Origin of the sequence: Pseudomonas sp. B8(2017), from assembly GCF_002113575.1 — a bacterium.
Lineage (GTDB): Bacteria > Pseudomonadota > Gammaproteobacteria > Pseudomonadales > Pseudomonadaceae > Aquipseudomonas > Aquipseudomonas putida_Z.
Map to the genome: position 1 here is coordinate 1 of NZ_NEIO01000018.1, position 16,541 is coordinate 16,541.

15 protein-coding genes are annotated in these 16,541 nt (G+C 59.5%); 4 read left to right on the top strand and 11 right to left on the bottom strand.

Features of this window, described 5'->3' with window-relative positions; translation table 11 throughout:
• Window positions 1-161 precede the first annotated feature (161 nt).
• Window positions 162-1,166 carry an AraC family transcriptional regulator gene (locus CAG22_RS21075; protein ID WP_085706090.1) on the top strand — a complete coding sequence of 335 codons (1,005 nt, stop codon included), beginning with the start codon at window positions 162-164 and terminating at the stop codon, window positions 1,164-1,166.
• Window positions 1,167-1,188: 22 nt separating this feature from the next.
• Here the strand turns inward: CAG22_RS21075 and CAG22_RS21080 are convergent, their stop codons facing one another.
• From CAG22_RS21080 to CAG22_RS21120, 9 genes are all read right to left on the bottom strand, one after another.
• The gene (locus tag CAG22_RS21080; protein ID WP_085706091.1) at window positions 1,189-1,905 is read right to left on the bottom strand and encodes an SDR family oxidoreductase; all 717 of its coding nucleotides are present in this window, start codon (window positions 1,903-1,905) and stop codon (window positions 1,189-1,191) included.
• A 42-nt stretch (window positions 1,906-1,947) separates the two neighbouring features.
• Complete coding sequence (locus CAG22_RS21085) at window positions 1,948-2,433, bottom strand: DUF2165 domain-containing protein (protein ID WP_085706092.1); 486 nt, start codon at window positions 2,431-2,433, stop codon at window positions 1,948-1,950.
• Between the two features lie 181 nt (window positions 2,434-2,614).
• Window positions 2,615-3,682 (bottom strand): DUF3592 domain-containing protein, encoded by a 1,068-nt coding sequence (locus CAG22_RS21090; RefSeq protein WP_085706093.1) that lies wholly within the window; start codon window positions 3,680-3,682, stop codon window positions 2,615-2,617.
• Window positions 3,683-3,818: 136 nt separating this feature from the next.
• Window positions 3,819-4,805 (bottom strand): GNAT family N-acetyltransferase, encoded by a 987-nt coding sequence (locus CAG22_RS28050; RefSeq protein ID WP_218191946.1) that lies wholly within the window; start codon window positions 4,803-4,805, stop codon window positions 3,819-3,821.
• Window positions 4,806-4,875: 70 nt separating this feature from the next.
• Window positions 4,876-5,421: a GNAT family N-acetyltransferase gene (locus tag CAG22_RS21100; protein WP_170929326.1), complete on the bottom strand. Its 546-nt coding sequence runs from the start codon at window positions 5,419-5,421 to the stop codon at window positions 4,876-4,878.
• A 273-nt stretch (window positions 5,422-5,694) separates the two neighbouring features.
• Window positions 5,695-8,133 (bottom strand): TonB-dependent receptor, encoded by a 2,439-nt coding sequence (locus CAG22_RS21105; protein WP_085706096.1) that lies wholly within the window; start codon window positions 8,131-8,133, stop codon window positions 5,695-5,697.
• 77 nt (window positions 8,134-8,210) lie between these two features.
• Window positions 8,211-9,047, bottom strand: a complete 837-nt coding sequence (locus CAG22_RS21110) for a FecR family protein (protein WP_085706097.1) — start codon at window positions 9,045-9,047, stop codon at window positions 8,211-8,213.
• Window positions 9,044-9,568 carry an RNA polymerase sigma factor gene (locus tag CAG22_RS21115; RefSeq protein ID WP_085706098.1) on the bottom strand — a complete coding sequence of 175 codons (525 nt, stop codon included), beginning with the start codon at window positions 9,566-9,568 and terminating at the stop codon, window positions 9,044-9,046. Before CAG22_RS21115 ends, CAG22_RS21110 begins: the two co-directional genes overlap by 4 nt.
• Window positions 9,569-9,660: 92 nt before the next feature.
• Window positions 9,661-10,047, bottom strand: a complete 387-nt coding sequence (locus tag CAG22_RS21120) for a MerR family transcriptional regulator (RefSeq protein ID WP_085706099.1) — start codon at window positions 10,045-10,047, stop codon at window positions 9,661-9,663.
• A 73-nt stretch (window positions 10,048-10,120) separates the two neighbouring features.
• Between CAG22_RS21120 and CAG22_RS21125 the strand changes: the two genes are divergently transcribed.
• From CAG22_RS21125 to CAG22_RS21135, 3 genes are all read left to right on the top strand, one after another.
• On the top strand, window positions 10,121-11,221 hold the full coding sequence (locus tag CAG22_RS21125; RefSeq protein ID WP_085706100.1) for an SDR family oxidoreductase: 1,101 nt from the start codon (window positions 10,121-10,123) through the stop codon (window positions 11,219-11,221).
• 160 nt (window positions 11,222-11,381) lie between these two features.
• Window positions 11,382-12,893, top strand: coding sequence for a sensor domain-containing diguanylate cyclase (locus tag CAG22_RS21130; RefSeq protein WP_085706101.1), 1,512 nt, complete (start codon window positions 11,382-11,384; stop codon window positions 12,891-12,893).
• Window positions 12,894-12,917: 24 nt separating this feature from the next.
• Window positions 12,918-13,817, top strand: coding sequence for a DMT family transporter (locus tag CAG22_RS21135; RefSeq protein ID WP_013972235.1), 900 nt, complete (start codon window positions 12,918-12,920; stop codon window positions 13,815-13,817).
• Window positions 13,818-13,865: 48 nt separating this feature from the next.
• Here CAG22_RS21135 and CAG22_RS21140 read toward each other — a convergent pair whose 3' ends face one another.
• Both CAG22_RS21140 and CAG22_RS21145 read right to left on the bottom strand, forming a co-directional pair.
• Window positions 13,866-15,119: an OprD family porin gene (locus CAG22_RS21140; protein ID WP_085706102.1), complete on the bottom strand. Its 1,254-nt coding sequence runs from the start codon at window positions 15,117-15,119 to the stop codon at window positions 13,866-13,868.
• A gap of 58 nt (window positions 15,120-15,177) precedes the next feature.
• Entirely contained in the window at window positions 15,178-16,482 is a 1,305-nt protein-coding gene (locus CAG22_RS21145) for a CitMHS family transporter (RefSeq protein WP_085706103.1), read from the bottom strand.
• Window positions 16,483-16,541 lie beyond the last annotated feature (59 nt).

A 16,541-nucleotide genomic window follows, 5' to 3' on the forward strand; every position in this document is an offset into this window, starting at 1 on the left:
TCGCAAACTCAACGTTAGCCAAGAACCACGATGACCATCCTCTTTCGCCCGCAGGGCGCCTTCGGCTGGTTCAGTTACACCACTTCCCGGGACACGATCCTACCCGTTCGCCTTGCTGACTTGCGTGCCAAGGCAATGCGCTGCAAAGAGATGCCTCGATAATGAAACAAGCCAAGAACTTCGCCGTGCATGCTGGGTGGAAGGTGATCATTGCTGATTTGGGAGTAGCGCCTGGGGACCTGCTGGCCTTGGCCGAGCTACCGGCTGATCTATTCAGCCGCAAGGACTCCGTGCTCTCGCCACCTGAGTATTTTCGACTTTTCGAAAGCCTTGAGCAGCTGGTCGGAGAGTCGCATCTACCACTGCGACTCGGTGGTGCCGTTTCAGTCGAAGCCTTCGATCCGGCTCTTTTTGCTTGCCTGTGCAGCCCGGACTTCAACGTAGCGCTTACCCGACTTGCCGAGTACAAGCGTCTGTGTGGTCCCTTGGCACTGGATGTAGTCTTCCACGACGCTTACACCGAGGTTTTTATCGAGTGCTATGGATACGACCGTCCGCTCCCGCGCAGCCTCCTTGCGATGGAACTGGTTTTCCTTACCCACCTGGCGCGCCTCGCCACAAGGCAAACGATCACCCCGCTGGAGGCAGAGCTGGTTGCGCTGCCCGAACCAGCAAAACCGTGCGAAGAGTTCCTGGGATGTATCTTGCGACAAGGCAACTGCAATCGTATTCGCTTCGCAAAAGAAGATGCTGCGCGCCCTTTCCTTACCGAGAACGTTGCCATGTGGCAATTCTTCGAGCCGGAACTCCGGACGCGGCTTTCAAAGCTCGAAGCCGGCGCCACCACCCAAGAACGAGTACATAGCGCGCTGCTCGATATGCTGCCGAGCGGGCGGAGCAGCATCCATGATGTCTCCAGTCGTCTGGCGATGAGCAAGCGCTCACTCCAGCGTCATCTTGCAGACGAGGCGCTGAACTATCAGGAGATACTCAATGACACGCGTCAGGGCCTGGCTTGCCATTACCTGTCTCGCTCAACCCTGTCCCCCGGGGAAATTGCGTTCCTGATCGGGTTCATGGATGCCAATTCTTTCCTGCGCGCCTTCAAAGCCTGGACAGGCATGACACCGGGCGAGTACCGGAGGCAGCACAGCCACCAAACGTGAGTGCTGAATGGCAGCTTTGGCGTCAGAAGCGCTCATCACCGATCGCCGGCAAGATCAGCTCCCTTACGAACGAAGCCCCGGACAAGCGCAACAGCGCGTCGACCATGGTGACCACATCATGCACCGGTACCTGGCGCCGCTCGCCTCGTGCTGCGGCTTGCGCCAATGGCGTGCTCAGGGAGTCGTCGGTATTCAGGTAACCCAGGTGAAGCACGGTCACCGCCAGGTTGTCATCCCTGAAGCCTTCGCGTAGTGCATCAGCCATGCCGTTGAGGGCGAACTTGGAGGCACCGAACGCCACCTCCGGGCGCCCGCTCTGGCGAAGGGCCGAGGTCGAACCGGTAAGGATCAACTGCGGCCGGGGCGCACCCAGCAACTTCGGCACCAGCCGCTTGAGCAGAAGCAGCGTGGCGGTGATGTTCACCTCGACCAGCCTGGCGATCGATTCGTCGCTGTCGTCGAGGAATGCGTAGTGCTCGCTGAAGGCGTGTTCTTCCCAGATGCCGACGTTGCAGATCAGGACATCCAGATCGGCAGGTGTTCGATCCGCGATCTGTGCGACAGCTGCCGTTGGCTTGGCAAGGTCGGCATCTATCCACTGCAGATCGATGCCCGAGGCAAGGGCCAGGTCGACCGGCTGTTTGCGGGATACGCCGATCAGCGTGTCCCCTGGCTTGCCGAGCCCTTCGAGCAAGGCACGGCCCAACCCCCTGCTTGCGCCTACGATCATCGTCTTCATCTGTTGCTCCTTCCTGGCATCCTGCAAATATCCATCGACCGATCAACCCCACCGGACATTGAGTACGACGAAGTGCAGCAGGACCCAGACCATCAGCAGCAGATGGGTCAGTTGCAACCCTTCCTGACGGATCCAGTAGCCGAACCATATCCCGCCCAGCAGCATGGCGAGCAGGAACCCGAGCGTTGCGCTCAAGGCCAGGTTCAACCAGGGCAGTGAAGCCTCCAGGCCGGCGCCAAGCACCAGTTCATAGCACCCGACCCAGGCCGTGAGGGCGGCGGCTGCCTGTATCAGCACGATGATCGACAAGGCCAGGCGATGGAGGGAGGGAGAGGTCATCGCTCGCCCCAGCAGTGGGAGGCTGATTGCGGGCGGTTGGGCCAGCGGCGCCATCGACATGGTCGCCCCGATCGCCCCAGCCGAACTGGCAAAGGCATGCAGGTTGTTGATCAGGCTGATACTCAGCCACAGGCTCAAGCCGATGCAGCAGGTGATCTGGAAAATCAGCAGTGAGGTCGGAGTGTCCATTCCTGGTCCTTTGTGAGTTCGTTTCCGGAAGCAGCGAGAGTCCGGACGACACTCTAGAACCTAAACTTAACCTGAGGTCAATACCGTCGGGATCCGAATAACCGGTCGAGGTCATCGAGCCACTGAACATTGAACTCACAGACTCGGACCGCCATTCGGACAGTTCCGTCAGCATGACGGGTCAGTCCGTAAAGAAGTACTTGCCTTTGACTTTCCTGGGGGTGACGAAGGCGAAGTCCGGAAAGATTTTTCCTCGGACGTACCAGACAAAAGCCAACATAACAATACTGATAACCAATGAGACAGTGGTTGTTGCCGGATTGGATGCAAACCCAGCAAGTGTCTTTGGGAATTGGGGTAGCGCAAGGAGTATGTACGCGTTGTAGGCAACGACGCGATGGTTGTAGAAACCCCAGACCCACAGCAAGGGGATCAAGATCATTGAGATACTCACAATCCATTTGGCCGCTGGCCCGATCCCGGCGCCTTGAGTCATTCCCAGAATAAATCCAATCAAAGCCTGAACAAGCATGATTGTAATGAGAATATTGACCTTGCGATCATGCTCGTCACAGCGAACTGGATCTGCATACGAGGCGATAAAGTAGGCAAGTTGACTGTCTTTCACACCTTGCCCTGAGAGTTGTGAAAACACTTCCGACTTTGCAATGTTGGCGTCGAGTAATTCGCGAACTTTTTCCTGAACCTCTTTCTTGCTCAAGGCTGATTGTGAAACGCTTTCTGATTGAGTCAACCTGACCGGTTTCCTGGCAGGTTTCCTGACAGAGCTCCTGACAGAAGACCTCAGAATAGCGACAGCCCCAATAGAGGCTAGCGCGCCCAAGACGGTGACAAGGTAGAAGGCTCCACCTAGTGAGAGAGACCCAGGCTTGACCCTGCCCGGCTTTGCTGGATCGACAAGAACCTCGATCACTTTTCCCTCCCTGAATGTTGCAATTGATCTTTCAACCGACTCCAGGCTGCTCCTGCAGGGCCGATTTGATGTTTCGAGAGGATACGTATATTGCTGTCCGTCCAACTCGAAGGTCACATTTACCAGAGCGCAATAGGTCGTACCCTTACTGTGCACCTCCTCGGAAATGGAGGCAGTAGCGACAGTGGCGTTCAATTTCCACCAAGTCTTCGTCTCATCTACTTCCTTGTACAAATTAAGAGACGCGAGCAGGCAGAGCAAGGCAAAGATAAATAAAACAACGAACAGGACCGCCCTTAGCAAAAAGGTCTTCATAAGGCTCCTTGACCAACGTCAAATGGCGGCCGGTCGGAAGATGACACCTTGGCAGCAAGTCCCCCTGAGGTTAGTCCATGAATACTCGTATGCAATGCTACTTCCCGCACTTCCGCTCTTGGCCAAGCTCTGCCGCTTACCACCGCGACTTTGATTCGATAACCTCGACAAACCCCTCTGACCTGCAAGGCGGCTCGAACGCAGCCGCAACTGCCTCGATGCTCTCCCGCGGCACTTGATGATCCGCGCGACGCAACGCATTGCGTGCCAGCGCCTGCTCCACCGAGGCACGAACCCAGACCGCCGAGACCGGCACGCCAATGCGCGCGGCCAACGCCAGGATTGGCGCACGATGCACCCGCCGCGGCAGTGCTGCATCGAAATACAGGCAACCGTTATCATCCCCTGCCCCACGATGCTGCTCGATCCAGGTGGTTTTCCCCGCAGCTTGCATGCCGACGACCAACAGCAATCGCGCTTTCGGGCCACTGCGCGTTAGCGCAGCCTCCAGCGCCAGCAGGGTGAGCCGCCAAGCGTCGGCGTTGCGCGATTGGCTGAACACGCGCCCACCGAGCGTTTCAAGGTAATGGTCTGGATTGAACACTCGGGTATCGGCTGGAGGGGCAGACGACCAACGATAGCCAGTCAGCGGCCACGATTGCCCTGCCAGTTCAATGGACCGTACAGACGCCTCCCGGCCACCGCAGCGTCGGTAGAAGTGCCGATTCGGGTTATCCGTCAGCACCCAGGCGAGCAAACCTTGCCGGCCCGGCGCTTGAAGCTGCATCGCCACGGCCAGCAGCAGCTGCCGCCCAACGCCCTGCCCTTGCCAATGCGGCAGCAGATAAAGACCATAGAGCTCGTTAGCCTCCCCGAACGCCGGGCTTCGGTTCGGCCCCCCCGAGCAGAAGCCGACGATCTCGCCCGCTACCTTGGCCACGTGGTAGCTCACGCCACTGACAGCGAACAGGGCCTGATGCCGTTGTTGCTGAGCCTCGATGGTCAATCCGGCCAGAAATGCATCCGGCAGGATGCCCTGAAACGTTGTCTGCCAGGCCTTCACCGTCACGGCCGCAATGCCTGCCAGGTCCTCAGGGGCTGCCGGAGCAATGAGCAAGTCCATGTGCGCTCTCCTTTGATTCGCCATTTGTTCGTGCCATTTGGCCTGAAGCACGCAGAGCGAAAAAGCCTCGTCAGGGTTCGAGCATCAAGCCAAAGCGGGTTATCGCAAGTGGCTCACTGTTCTCTTCAAAGACGCGCTGGCTTGCAGCCTGCGCAGTGAAACCATGCTTGAGGTAAAAGCGTGTGGCGCGCTCGTTGCCATTGAGTACCCATGCGCAGACCTGCTGATACCCATTACTCCTTATCGCATGCAAGGCCTCTGCCCAAAGCGCCGTACCTATGCCACGCGCCCAGAAGGCCGGGGCCAGGTAGATCGCCATCAGTTCGGCAGTGCACTGCGCAGCGTCCAGATCGCGGCTAGGGCCGAAGGAAACCCAGCCAACCACCTGCCTATTCAATACGGCTACGCGAATGGAAGGATTGCCAGACTCGATTGCCTGCCTCAGGAAACCCACACGGCGTTCCACACTGCTGTCCAGGGCGCTCAGGTAACGGCTCGACAACAGACCTCCATAGGCGCTCTGCCAACTGCGGATGTGAAGGACGGCAATGGCAGCGGCATCAGCGCTGACGGGCTTGCGAACAAGGAGCTTGGGTAGCAGGCTGACGGGTTCCAAGTGATCAGACCTCAAAAGTATTCAACACAGTTACTGCACCTGCCATGCCACCAGGCATGCAACGATCAACTGCCGCTTTCAGCGGGTAGCCCTCAGGCTTGACCTGTACAGCAGCAACGCAAACTGTCTGAACACTGTCCCCAAGCCGACAGCATTCGCACTGAGCGCTATTTGCCCAATATAGATAGTCCGCTCCACCTTCCTCATCCCTGGTAGAGCGAAACATGTAAATGACCACGGGGCTCGATACCGGCCCGGTGATTGTTCAGCACCTTACCAATTGTGCGTATAGCTGGCAGTCAACACAGTGCCGGGTGCCGGCAAGTGGCTGGTGTTGTTGTTATTGCGCAGCAATTGGCTGTAGAGCGGGTAGTAGTCGCGGTTGAACAGGTTCTGGATGCCGACGCTCACCTTGTCGTCAGTGGAGATCTGGTACTGGCTGACCAGGTCGACTGTCGTATAGCTGCTCACCTGATGTCGACCAAAGCTGTCCACGCCATCGAGCCTGTAGTCCTTGGCGTCGAAGAACGTGGCTTGCAAGCGGTTGCTCCAATCCAGGGTCGGCTTGTATTGCACGTAGGCGGTCAGCTTCAGCGGCGGAACGCGATAGCCGGTCATGTCTTGCCAGCCTTTGCCGTCCGGTTTTTCTCGCCCGCGCATCCAGGTCGCACTCCCCCCTGCGCCCCACACCGCATCGTCCGATAGCCAATCGGCACTGGCTTCAGCGCCGTAGATGCGCTCCTTGGTGCGGGTCAGAATCAGGCCATTGTTGAAACTTTGCACATCCCCCAGCTTGGAGGTGGTGTAGAACAGCGCCAAGGTGCCGAGGGTGTTGCTGCCCAGCTCTCCTCGCCAGCCAAGCTCATAGTTGTTGGTCTTGACCGGCTCCAGGTTCGATGCGTCGATGTCGAAACCACGGCGCGCATTGCGCAGCTGAATGCCCACATCGGGCAATTGGAAGCCTTGGCTGAAGGAGGCGTAGATTTCCTGGCCGAGTACCGGTGAGTAGACGATGCCCAGGTTCGACAGAACCGCATCGTAATGAATGTCGCCACCCTTCACCGCCACCGGGGAGGCAGCCGTGGATTCAGACAACGGAACGAAGTCATCGAACTCGGCGGTGGAGTATTCGTAGCGCAGGCCGCCGTCGATAGACCAATGCTCGTCGAAGCGATGCTGCAGCTGGGCGAACGCTCCGGCGCTTCGCGTCCTCAGCGGGGGCATGTAGGTGAGCTTGCCGGTCTTGTCGAATACCAGGCCGCCACTGGCGTCATAAGCCGCCGGGTCGAAGACGTCGAGCGGCATGTCGCTGCGCTCCTGGTTATAGTCGCCACCCCACACCAGCTCGGTACTGCCGCTGTCGCCAAGTGGCGTGCGCAGGGTCAGGCGGCTGCCGAAGACTTCACTGTTCTGCATGATCTGGTCGATGTTGCCGCCGCGGGTGGCAACGGCCCGGGCGTCGAACGGGGTGAAGCGGGTGAAGTAGTCCCGGTAGTACATCTGGGCAGAAAGCCGGCTTCCGAGAATGTCGAGATTCTCGTACTCCAGGTTCACCAGGGTGTTGCGAATACGGTTCTGCTCGTCGAGGTCCAGGCCCTTGATCGCATTGGCCGGCACAGAGCCTGCGGGGAGTTTCGCGACGCTTGGGTCTGTAGCGTAGTCTGTGTCCTGGCGGGCGTCGTAGTGGCTGACTGCAAGCTGGATTCGCTGGTTCTCGTCGATGTGCAGCCCCAGCTTGCCGCCAATGTTGTAGATGTTCGAATCGAACAGGTCGCCTTGACTGGGCTCCGGGGCGATCCGGTCGCCATGCGCATCGTACGAGGCACCAATGTGGCGGGTACCGAAGTCGAACGAGTAGTCCACCGCGCCCTGAGAGCCTGCGAAATACTGCTGGAACTGGCCCCCCAGGCCATCGCTGCCCAGGCGGGTGAGCGGCGAGGTGGCGCTCAGGCTGGTTTCGGCACGGTTTTCGCCACCTGCAGGCCGTGTGGTGATGGAGATGATGCCCCCCGTGGCGCCGCTGCCGTAGATGGCGCTGCTGCCACGGATGACTTCGACCCGTTCGATCAGTGCCGGGTCGATGTTGGCCAGGTTGCGCGAAGAGTCGCGGTTGGTATTGAGCGGCACCCCGTCGACCATGACCAGCATGCTGCGCCCGCGCAGGGTCTGGCCATACTCGGTGACAGTGCGGCTGGAGTCGGACATGCCCGGAATCGCCTTGGCGAGTACCGTGGCCAGGCTCTCTGAACCCTGGCGCAGCTCCTGCAGTTGTTCATGCTCCAGAACGGTGGATTGCCGCGTTGCGGAAACCAGGCTGCTGCTGGTGCGCGAGGCGGTGATTTCCATCTGCGCCATTTCCACGGGCACGCTGTGGGGTGCGGGGCTGGATGCAGGGGCACCCTGCGCGACGATGACGAACGTGCGCTCATCCTTGGCCTGTACCTGCAAGCCACTGTCCTTGAGCAGCGTTCGAAGTGCTTCCTCAGGTGTGAACCGCCCTTTCACCGCAGGCACGTTTCGGCCTGCACCGAGATCGCTGGCAAAGATGATCTGCACCGAAGACTGCTGTGCGAGCGCGTTGATGGCCTCGCCCAGCGGCGCGGCGGGGAGATCGACGTTCACCTTTTCCCGGCCCTGGGCCGACATTGCGATGAGCAGGCTACTGGCGAGCAATGACAGGCGTAGTTGGCGACTGCGGAGGGGAAAATGCACTTCTCGAGTTCCTTTTTATGGTTGGGCTTTTCCAGTAGCCGCCATGGGGATCGAGAAACCCTACCTGCGCCTGAGAATTATTTTCTTGTCGATTTGGGTTGAATCCGGACGCTGCCACCCCCTTCTCGCAGCACGGCGACGGGCAGGATGCTTGGCAGCAGATCCAGTAGCAGGTCGACATTGTGCGCCTCGAACACCCCTGTCACCTTGAGTGCGGCCAGGCTTGGGTCGCTCAGCTCGATGGGGGCCTTGCGATAGAGGCGCAGCAACGACACCGCTTCATCCAGCGGCGTCTGCTCGAACACGATGCGATCATCTTTCCATGCCATCGCCCTTGAGGCGTCGGCCTTCGCAACCGGCATCAGTTGCCCGCCAATCGAGTCGACCTGTTGCCCTGGCCTGAGGGTGACAGGCGCTTGTGCTGCAACCGCCGCGGTGACGTCCACGCGCCCACGGGCCAAGGACACACGCACCGCGTCGTTATCCAGGCGGCGAACATTGAACAGCGTACCGAGCACCTCGACTTTCGCCAGGCCAGCGGACACCACGAAGGGGCGGTACACGGCCGAGGACACATCGAAAAGCGCCTGCCCTGCGCGCAGGTCGACTTCGCGGCTGAGCAGACGCCAACTGATATCGACATGCGTGCCACTGTCGAGCAGCAGCTTGCTTCCATCGCTCAGCAGCACAGCGCGCCGCTCACCAATGGCGGTAGCGAAACGCTCGCTCTTGTAGGCGGGGTTAAGCCAGGCCAGGGCTGCAAAGGCGATCGCAAGCGCCAGCGTGATACCTGCCGACTTTACCGCTTTCGAGGGCGCAGGCCTGGACGGCGGCATGGGGAACAGCTGCTTGAGCTCTTCACGATGTCGCCCCAGAGCCTCGTCCAGTGGCGCCTGTTCGGGCTGCTTGGTCATGGATTCACCTCATCGCGCCCAAGCCGTTGCCTGCACGCCGCCAACCCCAGGCGCAGGTGCTTTTCCACTGTCTTGATGGAAATACCGAGGCGAGCGGCTACTTCTGCCTGGGGGATTTCGTGAATCTTGTGCATGACGAAAACAGCCTGACAGCGAGGTGGGAGGTCTGTGATAGCGTCGACGAGCAGTTGAAACTCGCGCTCGCTGTCATACCTGGTCATCGGGGTGGCTGCCGGGCAGGCCACCTCAGGCAGCTCGGAGATAGCCTCTACCCAGGCGCCTCGGCGGCGATCGCTACGATAGCGACTCACAGCGGTGTCATGGGAGATTTTTCGTAGCAAGGCCAGTGGGGTTCGGACGTCGTCTTTCTCACCGCGCTCAAGCAACTGCACGCACACGTCATGCACTACATCGCGCGCCATGCTTCTGTCGCCGAAGCGTCGGCGAATGTGGTCCACCAGATCGTCATAGTGACGTACCAATGTAGACAGCAGCGTCGGTTTGGCGGGATCGAACGACACGATGCATCCTGGATAAGAGGTAGGCCCCGAAACAAGACACAAGTGTAAATGAGAAATAATTGCGAATAAACAAGCTACGGCGTCGAGCCATGCTAAATCGCAGGAAGGTGAGGAATGGTCAGCCCGTTGGCAATGGCACTGGCTTCAAGCTTTGCACGCTCCGCGTCCAGAAGAACATAGGCGGCTTGCAGCGTGGTGATCTTCGCTTGAATGTCGGCCATCTTGCTGGTTACCAACATCGCGCCCTGCGCGCAATCGATCGTATTACCCCGCTTGGCCGCAAGGATGTCGCCGATCTCGGCGAGCGAAAAACCGCCGCTCTGGGCACTTTGAATAAAGGCCAGATCAACAACGGTCTGGTCGCTGTAGCTGCGGTAGTTGTTGGCTTGGCGGTGGGCCACGATAAGCCCGAGTTGCTCGTAATAACGCAATGTATGGCGGCCGACGCCACTCCGGCGCTCCAACTCTCCAACATTCACAGTAAAAATTCCTTGACTGTAGAGTACGCTCTACACCTTAGCCTGCGCCAATCATCCAGACAAGGATTCAGATATGAGCGTGGAATGCTTCGTTACCGGCGGCAGTGGGTTTGTCGGCCAACACCTACTGGCCCGCCTTACTGCGACAGGGCACAAGACCTGGGTGCTCATGCGCAACCCTGAAAATATCGAACGCCTCAAAGCGCAAGTAAGCCAACTGGGAGGTAACCCTGCATATATAAATGCAGTTGAAGGAGACATCAGCAGGGATGGACTTGGACTCAGCGAAACAGACAGGCAATGCGTAGCTTCAGTCGCTGTGGTCTTCCACCTCGCGGCGCAGTTTACCTGGGGCCTGACAATGGAGCAGGCCCGCGCAGTCAATGTACAAGGTGCGCTGAGAGTCGCCAGGCTCGCGGCGAGCCAGCGTATCCGCTTGCTGATGGTGGGCGGCTATATGCTGCAGAACCTTACTCATCTTTCAAGTATCGGGGTTGATCACGAGCGCCCTGAAAACACCAATTGGCCCGCAGTCTACGGTCGTGTGGGTGGCTACGAAGGCAGCAAGCTGGAGTCCCATTTTGCAGTCATCCGCTACATGCAGGAGGCAGGCGCGGATTACACGATCGTTCATCCTGCTACGGTGTGTGGCCATAGCGAGAGCGGGCATATCCCTCAAGGGCAACCTCTGGCCGACCTCATTCGAAACCTGGCACTGGGCCGGTTCAAGGCTGTCCCTGGTTCCGCCAGGCACTGGTTGCCATTGGTCAGCGTCGATTACCTGGTAAATATGATGACCTGCGTGGCGTTCGACCCGTCGATGGCCAACCGGCAGGTCCTTGCGCTGTATGAGCACACCCCGAACCTGCAGGGTATGCTCGAGCAATTGGCACAAACGCTGGATATCAAGGCACCCCGCCGCCATGTACCCATAGGGTTGCTGAAGTGGCTATTGGCGATTCCCGGCCTGGCCGCCCGATTCTCGATCAGCGCCGAGTCATTGAACTTCATCCAGACGCAGCGCTTCGACATGAGTGACAGCCAGAAACTGGAACGAAAGTATCATTTGGCACATCCCGACATGGCGCGAACTTTGGAAAAGACCGTGCGCTACGTCCAGGGTTACTTGCCCTCTCGTCATGTTCACACTTCTGCAAAACCTGGCGGAAGATAACAAACGGGTTCTGACAGAGCGCGTAATTCTGTCGAACACTCCAGCAACTTCGGTGTTATATTATTGCGCATGAACCGGATGGTTACTTCCTGACCGTCTGGTTAGTTAAAGCGTGTCGACGCTCAACTTGGTCTTTAGGGAAAAAGGCGTGTGAATTGACGTGAAGCGTGACATCCACCTCGTTGTGCTACTGCTATCGGTCATCGGTTGCTCTCTCGCATCGTTAACGCTGTGGAAGGTCATGGCTTCTCGCGAGCGCGCCCTGGAAGACGTCAATGTCCATGGCCTGAACCTGACCCAGGCACTGTCCACCTATTCGGAGGGTATCGTCCGGCAGAGCTCGATGCTGCTGCTCGGGCTGGTCGAGCGCCTGGAAACCGAGGGCGCCGGGCCTGCGCAGATCGAACGTCTGGATCAACTGGTCAAGCGCCAGCAACCATTGATGCCGCCGATGAGCGGCATCATGATCTACGCCAGGGACGGACGCTGGCTGATGTCGTCCAACCAGCCGACACCCGTCGGTGCCAACAGCAGCGATCGGGCCTTTTTCATCCACCACCGTGACGACCCATCCCGCGACCCCTTCATCGGCCTGCCAATCCGTAGCCGCGTCAACCAGGAATGGGTGATCACCATCAGCCGGCGGTTCAACGATGACCACGGCGAGTTCGCCGGCGTTGTCGCCATGACGCTTGGCGTGGAGAACTTCCTGCAGCTTTTCGGCAAACTGGATGTCGGCCATGACGGTGCCATCGGGCTGGCCTACACCGACGGTTCCATGCTGGTGCGCTACCCGTTTCGGGAACAGGACATGGGTCGCAACTTTTCGAAGTCGCCCATCTTTACCAAGTATCTCGTCGACCAGTCAGCAGGCACTGCATCGTTCACCTCCAGCCTGGACGGCGTGGAGCGCCTCTATGCGTTTCGCAAGAGCGACAAGCTACCTTTGGTGACAACGGTCGCGCTGGGCAAGCAGGAGGCACTCTCGGCCTGGCGGCTCGAAGCGCTGCTGTCAACGCTGGTGGTCGCTGTGCTGCTGGCACTGACCGGGGCCATTGGCTGGCTGTTGATTCGCGCCATGAGCCGGCGAAATGCGGTCGAAAGCGAGCTTCGACTGACCCAGCAACGGCTACTCGACAGCAACCAGCAGCTCGAGAGCCTGGCGATGCACGATGCGCTTACGGGGCTTGCCAACCGGCGCTGCTTTGACGAAGCGCTGACTCAGGAAATCCGCACGGCCCATCGCAATGGCACCACGCTGGCTTTGCTGATGATCGACATCGATCATTTCAAACCCTACAACGACACCTACGGGCATCCGGCGGGCGATGCCTGCCTGCAGCAGATAGCCTCCTTGCTCTCCTCCTGCATTCGACGCCCTCGCGACCTGCTGGCACGCTACGGGGGTGAGGAAATGGCGGTAATCCTGCCCGAGACCGACAACGATGGAGCGGCCGTCGTCGGCAGGCTGATGCTCGAGCGCCTGGCCTTGCAAGCCATCCCTCACAACGGCAGCCCATTCGGACACATAACCGCCAGTATCGGCATCGCCTGCTCCGATGGTACGGCCCTGGACAGCGCGCCATCACTGATTGAGCGCGCCGACCGGGCGCTCTATATCGCCAAGCAGGCCGGCCGCAATCGCCTGCATGTCGACCGGGCGAAGACATAAAGCCAAATAACAAGGAATGTATAAATGCAATCTCATTTCAGCAAAGGCTTGCTCTTTGCACTCTGCGCCGCTGCACTGAATGCAACGATCGGTGTACTCAGCAAGGTATTGATGAACAGTGGATTCAGCTCCAGCAGCATCGCCCTGATAAAAACAGTCCTCGGCTGCCTGTTGCTGTCAGCACTGCTACTGTTCCTCAAGCGGCCACTGCATACGGCCAAATGGTTCCATGCCGCCGTTTGCGCCTTTCTCGGCATTTTTGTGCTGTTCCACTTTGAGACTTCGGCCTATAGCCATTACGCCGCGGCAGGCGTCGTGGTGATCCTGATGGCAAGCGCCTCCATTTCTTCGATATTACTGGGACGGATAGTCCTCAAGGATCCAATCACCGCCAATGCGACAGTAGGCGCCGGTTTGACCATAGCTGGTATTGCCGTGATTTTTGGAGCCGACCTGGAACAAGGCTTCACGCTGCAAGGCGCAATGCTCGCTGCGACTGGGGGCTGCGGCTACGGTGCATTTTCAGTTGCCATGAAGCGCATGGGCGTTTCCGGGGGGCTGCATTTCACTCGGCAACTATTGTTTTTCGGCAGTCTCTACCTGCTGATGCCAGCTGCAACCGATGGGTTCATCATTGGTGAACTGTCGCCGGGAGCGGTCCTGGCATTGCTGGCGCTGGCTGCGTTGCCGACTATCCTCGGCTTCTTCTGTACCACCAAGGCCATCGAGTACCTGAAACCCTCGCAAGTCCAGGCGCTGGAGCTGACCGAGCCGCTGTTTGCCGCACTGCTGGCGTTCGTGGTGCTCAATGAAGTACCGCGGGACACGTTGTACCTGGGGGCCGGGCTGATTCTCTTCGGCCTGTGCTTCTCCAATGAGCTGATCCGACTGGGCAAGAAAGCGCCACAGCCGTCCAAAGCATGAAACGCGTGCGAGCAAGCACCTCGAGGCATGCATGCTCGCACGGCCGCATTACCAGATCGCAATATCGTAGGTCAGGTAGATCCGGTTGCTGTCGCGCCCTCGGGAAAAGTCAGAGCGGTAGACGTAGTTGCGAAGTTTCACACCCAGACCTTTCACAGGCCCGGATTGCACCACATAGGCAAGCTCCACGTCACGCTCCCACTCGCTGAGCCCGGCATCAGCCGAGCGACCGTTGTCCCCGCTCAGGTAGCGCGCCATGAAGGTCAGCCCGGGGACACTGGCCGCAGCAAAGTTGTAGGCATAGCTGGCCATCCAGGTTTTCTCTTCCTCCTCGATGAACTTGCCGATGCCAACGTTACTGAACGAGTAGACCGTCGCGCCGCTGATGTATGGCAGCCCTGCCTCGCCGTCGAGCACCTGGTAACCGGCACCGACAGTGTGCCCGGAGTGGGTATAGGACAGCTGCCCACTGAACATGTCATTGTCTATCTGACCACCATGAGCGGCCCCGCTGTCGCGGCTCTTGAAATAGCGCAAGTCGGTGGTCAATACACCGCCGGCCAACGGCAGGTCGTGGACCAGACCTAGGTAGTCCTGGCGATAGAAGTGTTCGAGCTGGCCGTGGAAATAGCTCAAGCGCAGCTGCTTGCTGGCGGCATATTCGGCCCCGGCAAAGCTGAAATCGCCAGACTCGCTGCCACCATAACCATCCAGGAACAGACCGGTGCTGTCCGAGGAGTCCCGCTGCTTGAAGCGGTCCAGGTGGCCGGCGGTCAGGGTCAGGCCATCGACATCGGTACTGGTCAGCTGCGTACCCTGGTAGGTCTGCGGCAACAATCGCGCATCGTTGTACACCAGCACCGGTGTCTTGGGCAGCAAGGTGCCATGCTTGACGATGGTCTGCCCCAGTCGCGCCTTGGCCGTCACACCGGCACTGGCGAACTCGTCCGCGGCACGGCCATCGTCATGCACCGGCAGCAAGCCGGTACCGCTGCGCCCGCGGCCCGAATCGAGCCGTACGCCTACAAGCCCCAGGGCATCGAGCCCCAGCCCCAGCGGGCCTTGGGTGAACCCTGATTGGTAGTCGAGCAGAAAACCCTGTGCCCATTCCACACGCTCGCTCTTTGCAGTTGCAGCAGCGCGGGCGCTCATGCCTTGTTCGTCGCGGAAGTTTTCGTTGAAGTAAACGTTGCGCAGCTGCAGCTTGAGCTTGCCGTCGTCGATGAATCCGGCGGCGCCGGCCACAGGCAGCCAGCCGCAGAGCAGGCCACAGGTGGCCCCACGGAAAACAGTTCGGGACATTTTCGATACTCTGTTGTTGTTCTTGGATGAGGTGGGCGCCAGCAGCGCCCGAGGCAGATCAGACGAAGAAGGACAAGGCACCCGTGACCAAGGCCAGTGCGGTGATGACCAGTGATGTCAGCACCGCCCATTTCACGGTGGCCTTCTGGAAGTCGCCGATGTCGCGATCGACCATGCCCACCAGCAGCAAGGTCGAGGCCACCAGCGGGCTCATCAGGTGCACCGGCTGCCCCAGCACCGAGGCGCGGGCGATTTCAACCGGGTCGATGCCGTAGGCGGCCGCAGCGTTGGCAAGGATCGGCACCACGCCAAAGTAGTAAGCGTCGTTGGACAGTACGAAGGTCAGCGGCATGCTGGTCAGCGCCACCACCAGCGGGAACCAGTGGCTCCAAGCCTCGGGAATCCAGTCGACCAGGGTCTGCGCCAGTGCATCGACCATCTTGGTGCCCGAGAAGATCCCCGCGAAGATGCCTGCGGCGAATACCAGCAGTACCACTGTCATGGCATTGCCAGAATGGGCGAGGATGCGCTCTTTCTGCAGATCCAGCTGCGGGTAGTTGATCATCAGCGCCGCGACGAAACCGATCATGAACAACAGTGCGGAATGCATCACACCCATCACCAGCGCTGCCATGACGGCAATCACCAGCATCAGGTTCACATACGCCAGGCGTGGGCGCTTATGTGGGCTCTCGCCGAGGATTTCCTTGATGTAGCAGTTGCCGCCACCCGACTCCAGGGCGATGTTGCCGATGCGTCGGCGCTCGGCACGGCCCAGCAGGAAGGCGGTGAACACCACCCAGGCCGCACCGCCGATCACGGTCGGCAGCATCGGGATGAAGTACTCGGTCGCATCCAGCCCGAGCGCGGCAATGGCCCGGGTGGCCGGCCCACCCCAAGGGCTCATGCCACTCATGATGCTCAGCGACAGCATGGATACCGTGGCCAGGATCATCGGGTTCATGCCGATGCGCTTGTACAGCGGCAGCATGGCCGCGCAGGTAATCATGTAGGTGGTGGTGCCGTCACCGTCGAGCGCCACCAGCAGCGACAGCAGCGCGGTACCGATGGCGATCTTGACCGGGTCGCCATTGACGCGCTTGAGGATCTTGCGGATCAGCGGGTCGAACAGGCCGGCATCGATCATCAGGCCGAAGAACAGGATGGCGAACAGCAACAGCGCTGCCGAGGGCGCCACCATTTTCAAGCCATCGAGCATCATCTTGCCCAGTTCGGGGGCGAAGCCACCGATCACAGCGAAGACAATGGGTACCACGGTGAGCGCAACGATTGGCGACAGGCGTTTGCTCATGATCAGGTAGGTGAAGGTCACCACCATGATCAGGCCCAGGAGTGCGAGCATGGTCTTTTCTCTTGTTTTTATTCTATTGCGGCCATCGGCAAGGCAGACGGCCCCCTACC

Coding starts and splice junctions, on each gene's coding strand:
- CAG22_RS21090 (WP_085706093.1), bottom strand. CDS start 3,682: ATGAAGACCTTTTTGCTAAGGGCGGTCCTGTTCGTTGTTTTATTTATC.
- CAG22_RS21080 (WP_085706091.1), bottom strand. CDS start 1,905: ATGAAGACGATGATCGTAGGCGCAAGCAGGGGGTTGGGCCGTGCCTTG.
- CAG22_RS21085 (WP_085706092.1), bottom strand. CDS start 2,433: ATGGACACTCCGACCTCACTGCTGATTTTCCAGATCACCTGCTGCATC.
- CAG22_RS21135 (WP_013972235.1), top strand. CDS start 12,918: ATGCAATCTCATTTCAGCAAAGGCTTGCTCTTTGCACTCTGCGCCGCT.
- CAG22_RS28050 (WP_218191946.1), bottom strand. CDS start 4,805: ATGGACTTGCTCATTGCTCCGGCAGCCCCTGAGGACCTGGCAGGCATT.
- CAG22_RS21125 (WP_085706100.1), top strand. CDS start 10,121: ATGAGCGTGGAATGCTTCGTTACCGGCGGCAGTGGGTTTGTCGGCCAA.
- CAG22_RS21075 (WP_085706090.1), top strand. CDS start 162: ATGAAACAAGCCAAGAACTTCGCCGTGCATGCTGGGTGGAAGGTGATC.
- CAG22_RS21110 (WP_085706097.1), bottom strand. CDS start 9,047: ATGACCAAGCAGCCCGAACAGGCGCCACTGGACGAGGCTCTGGGGCGA.
- CAG22_RS21140 (WP_085706102.1), bottom strand. CDS start 15,119: ATGTCCCGAACTGTTTTCCGTGGGGCCACCTGTGGCCTGCTCTGCGGC.
- CAG22_RS21145 (WP_085706103.1), bottom strand. CDS start 16,482: ATGCTCGCACTCCTGGGCCTGATCATGGTGGTGACCTTCACCTACCTG.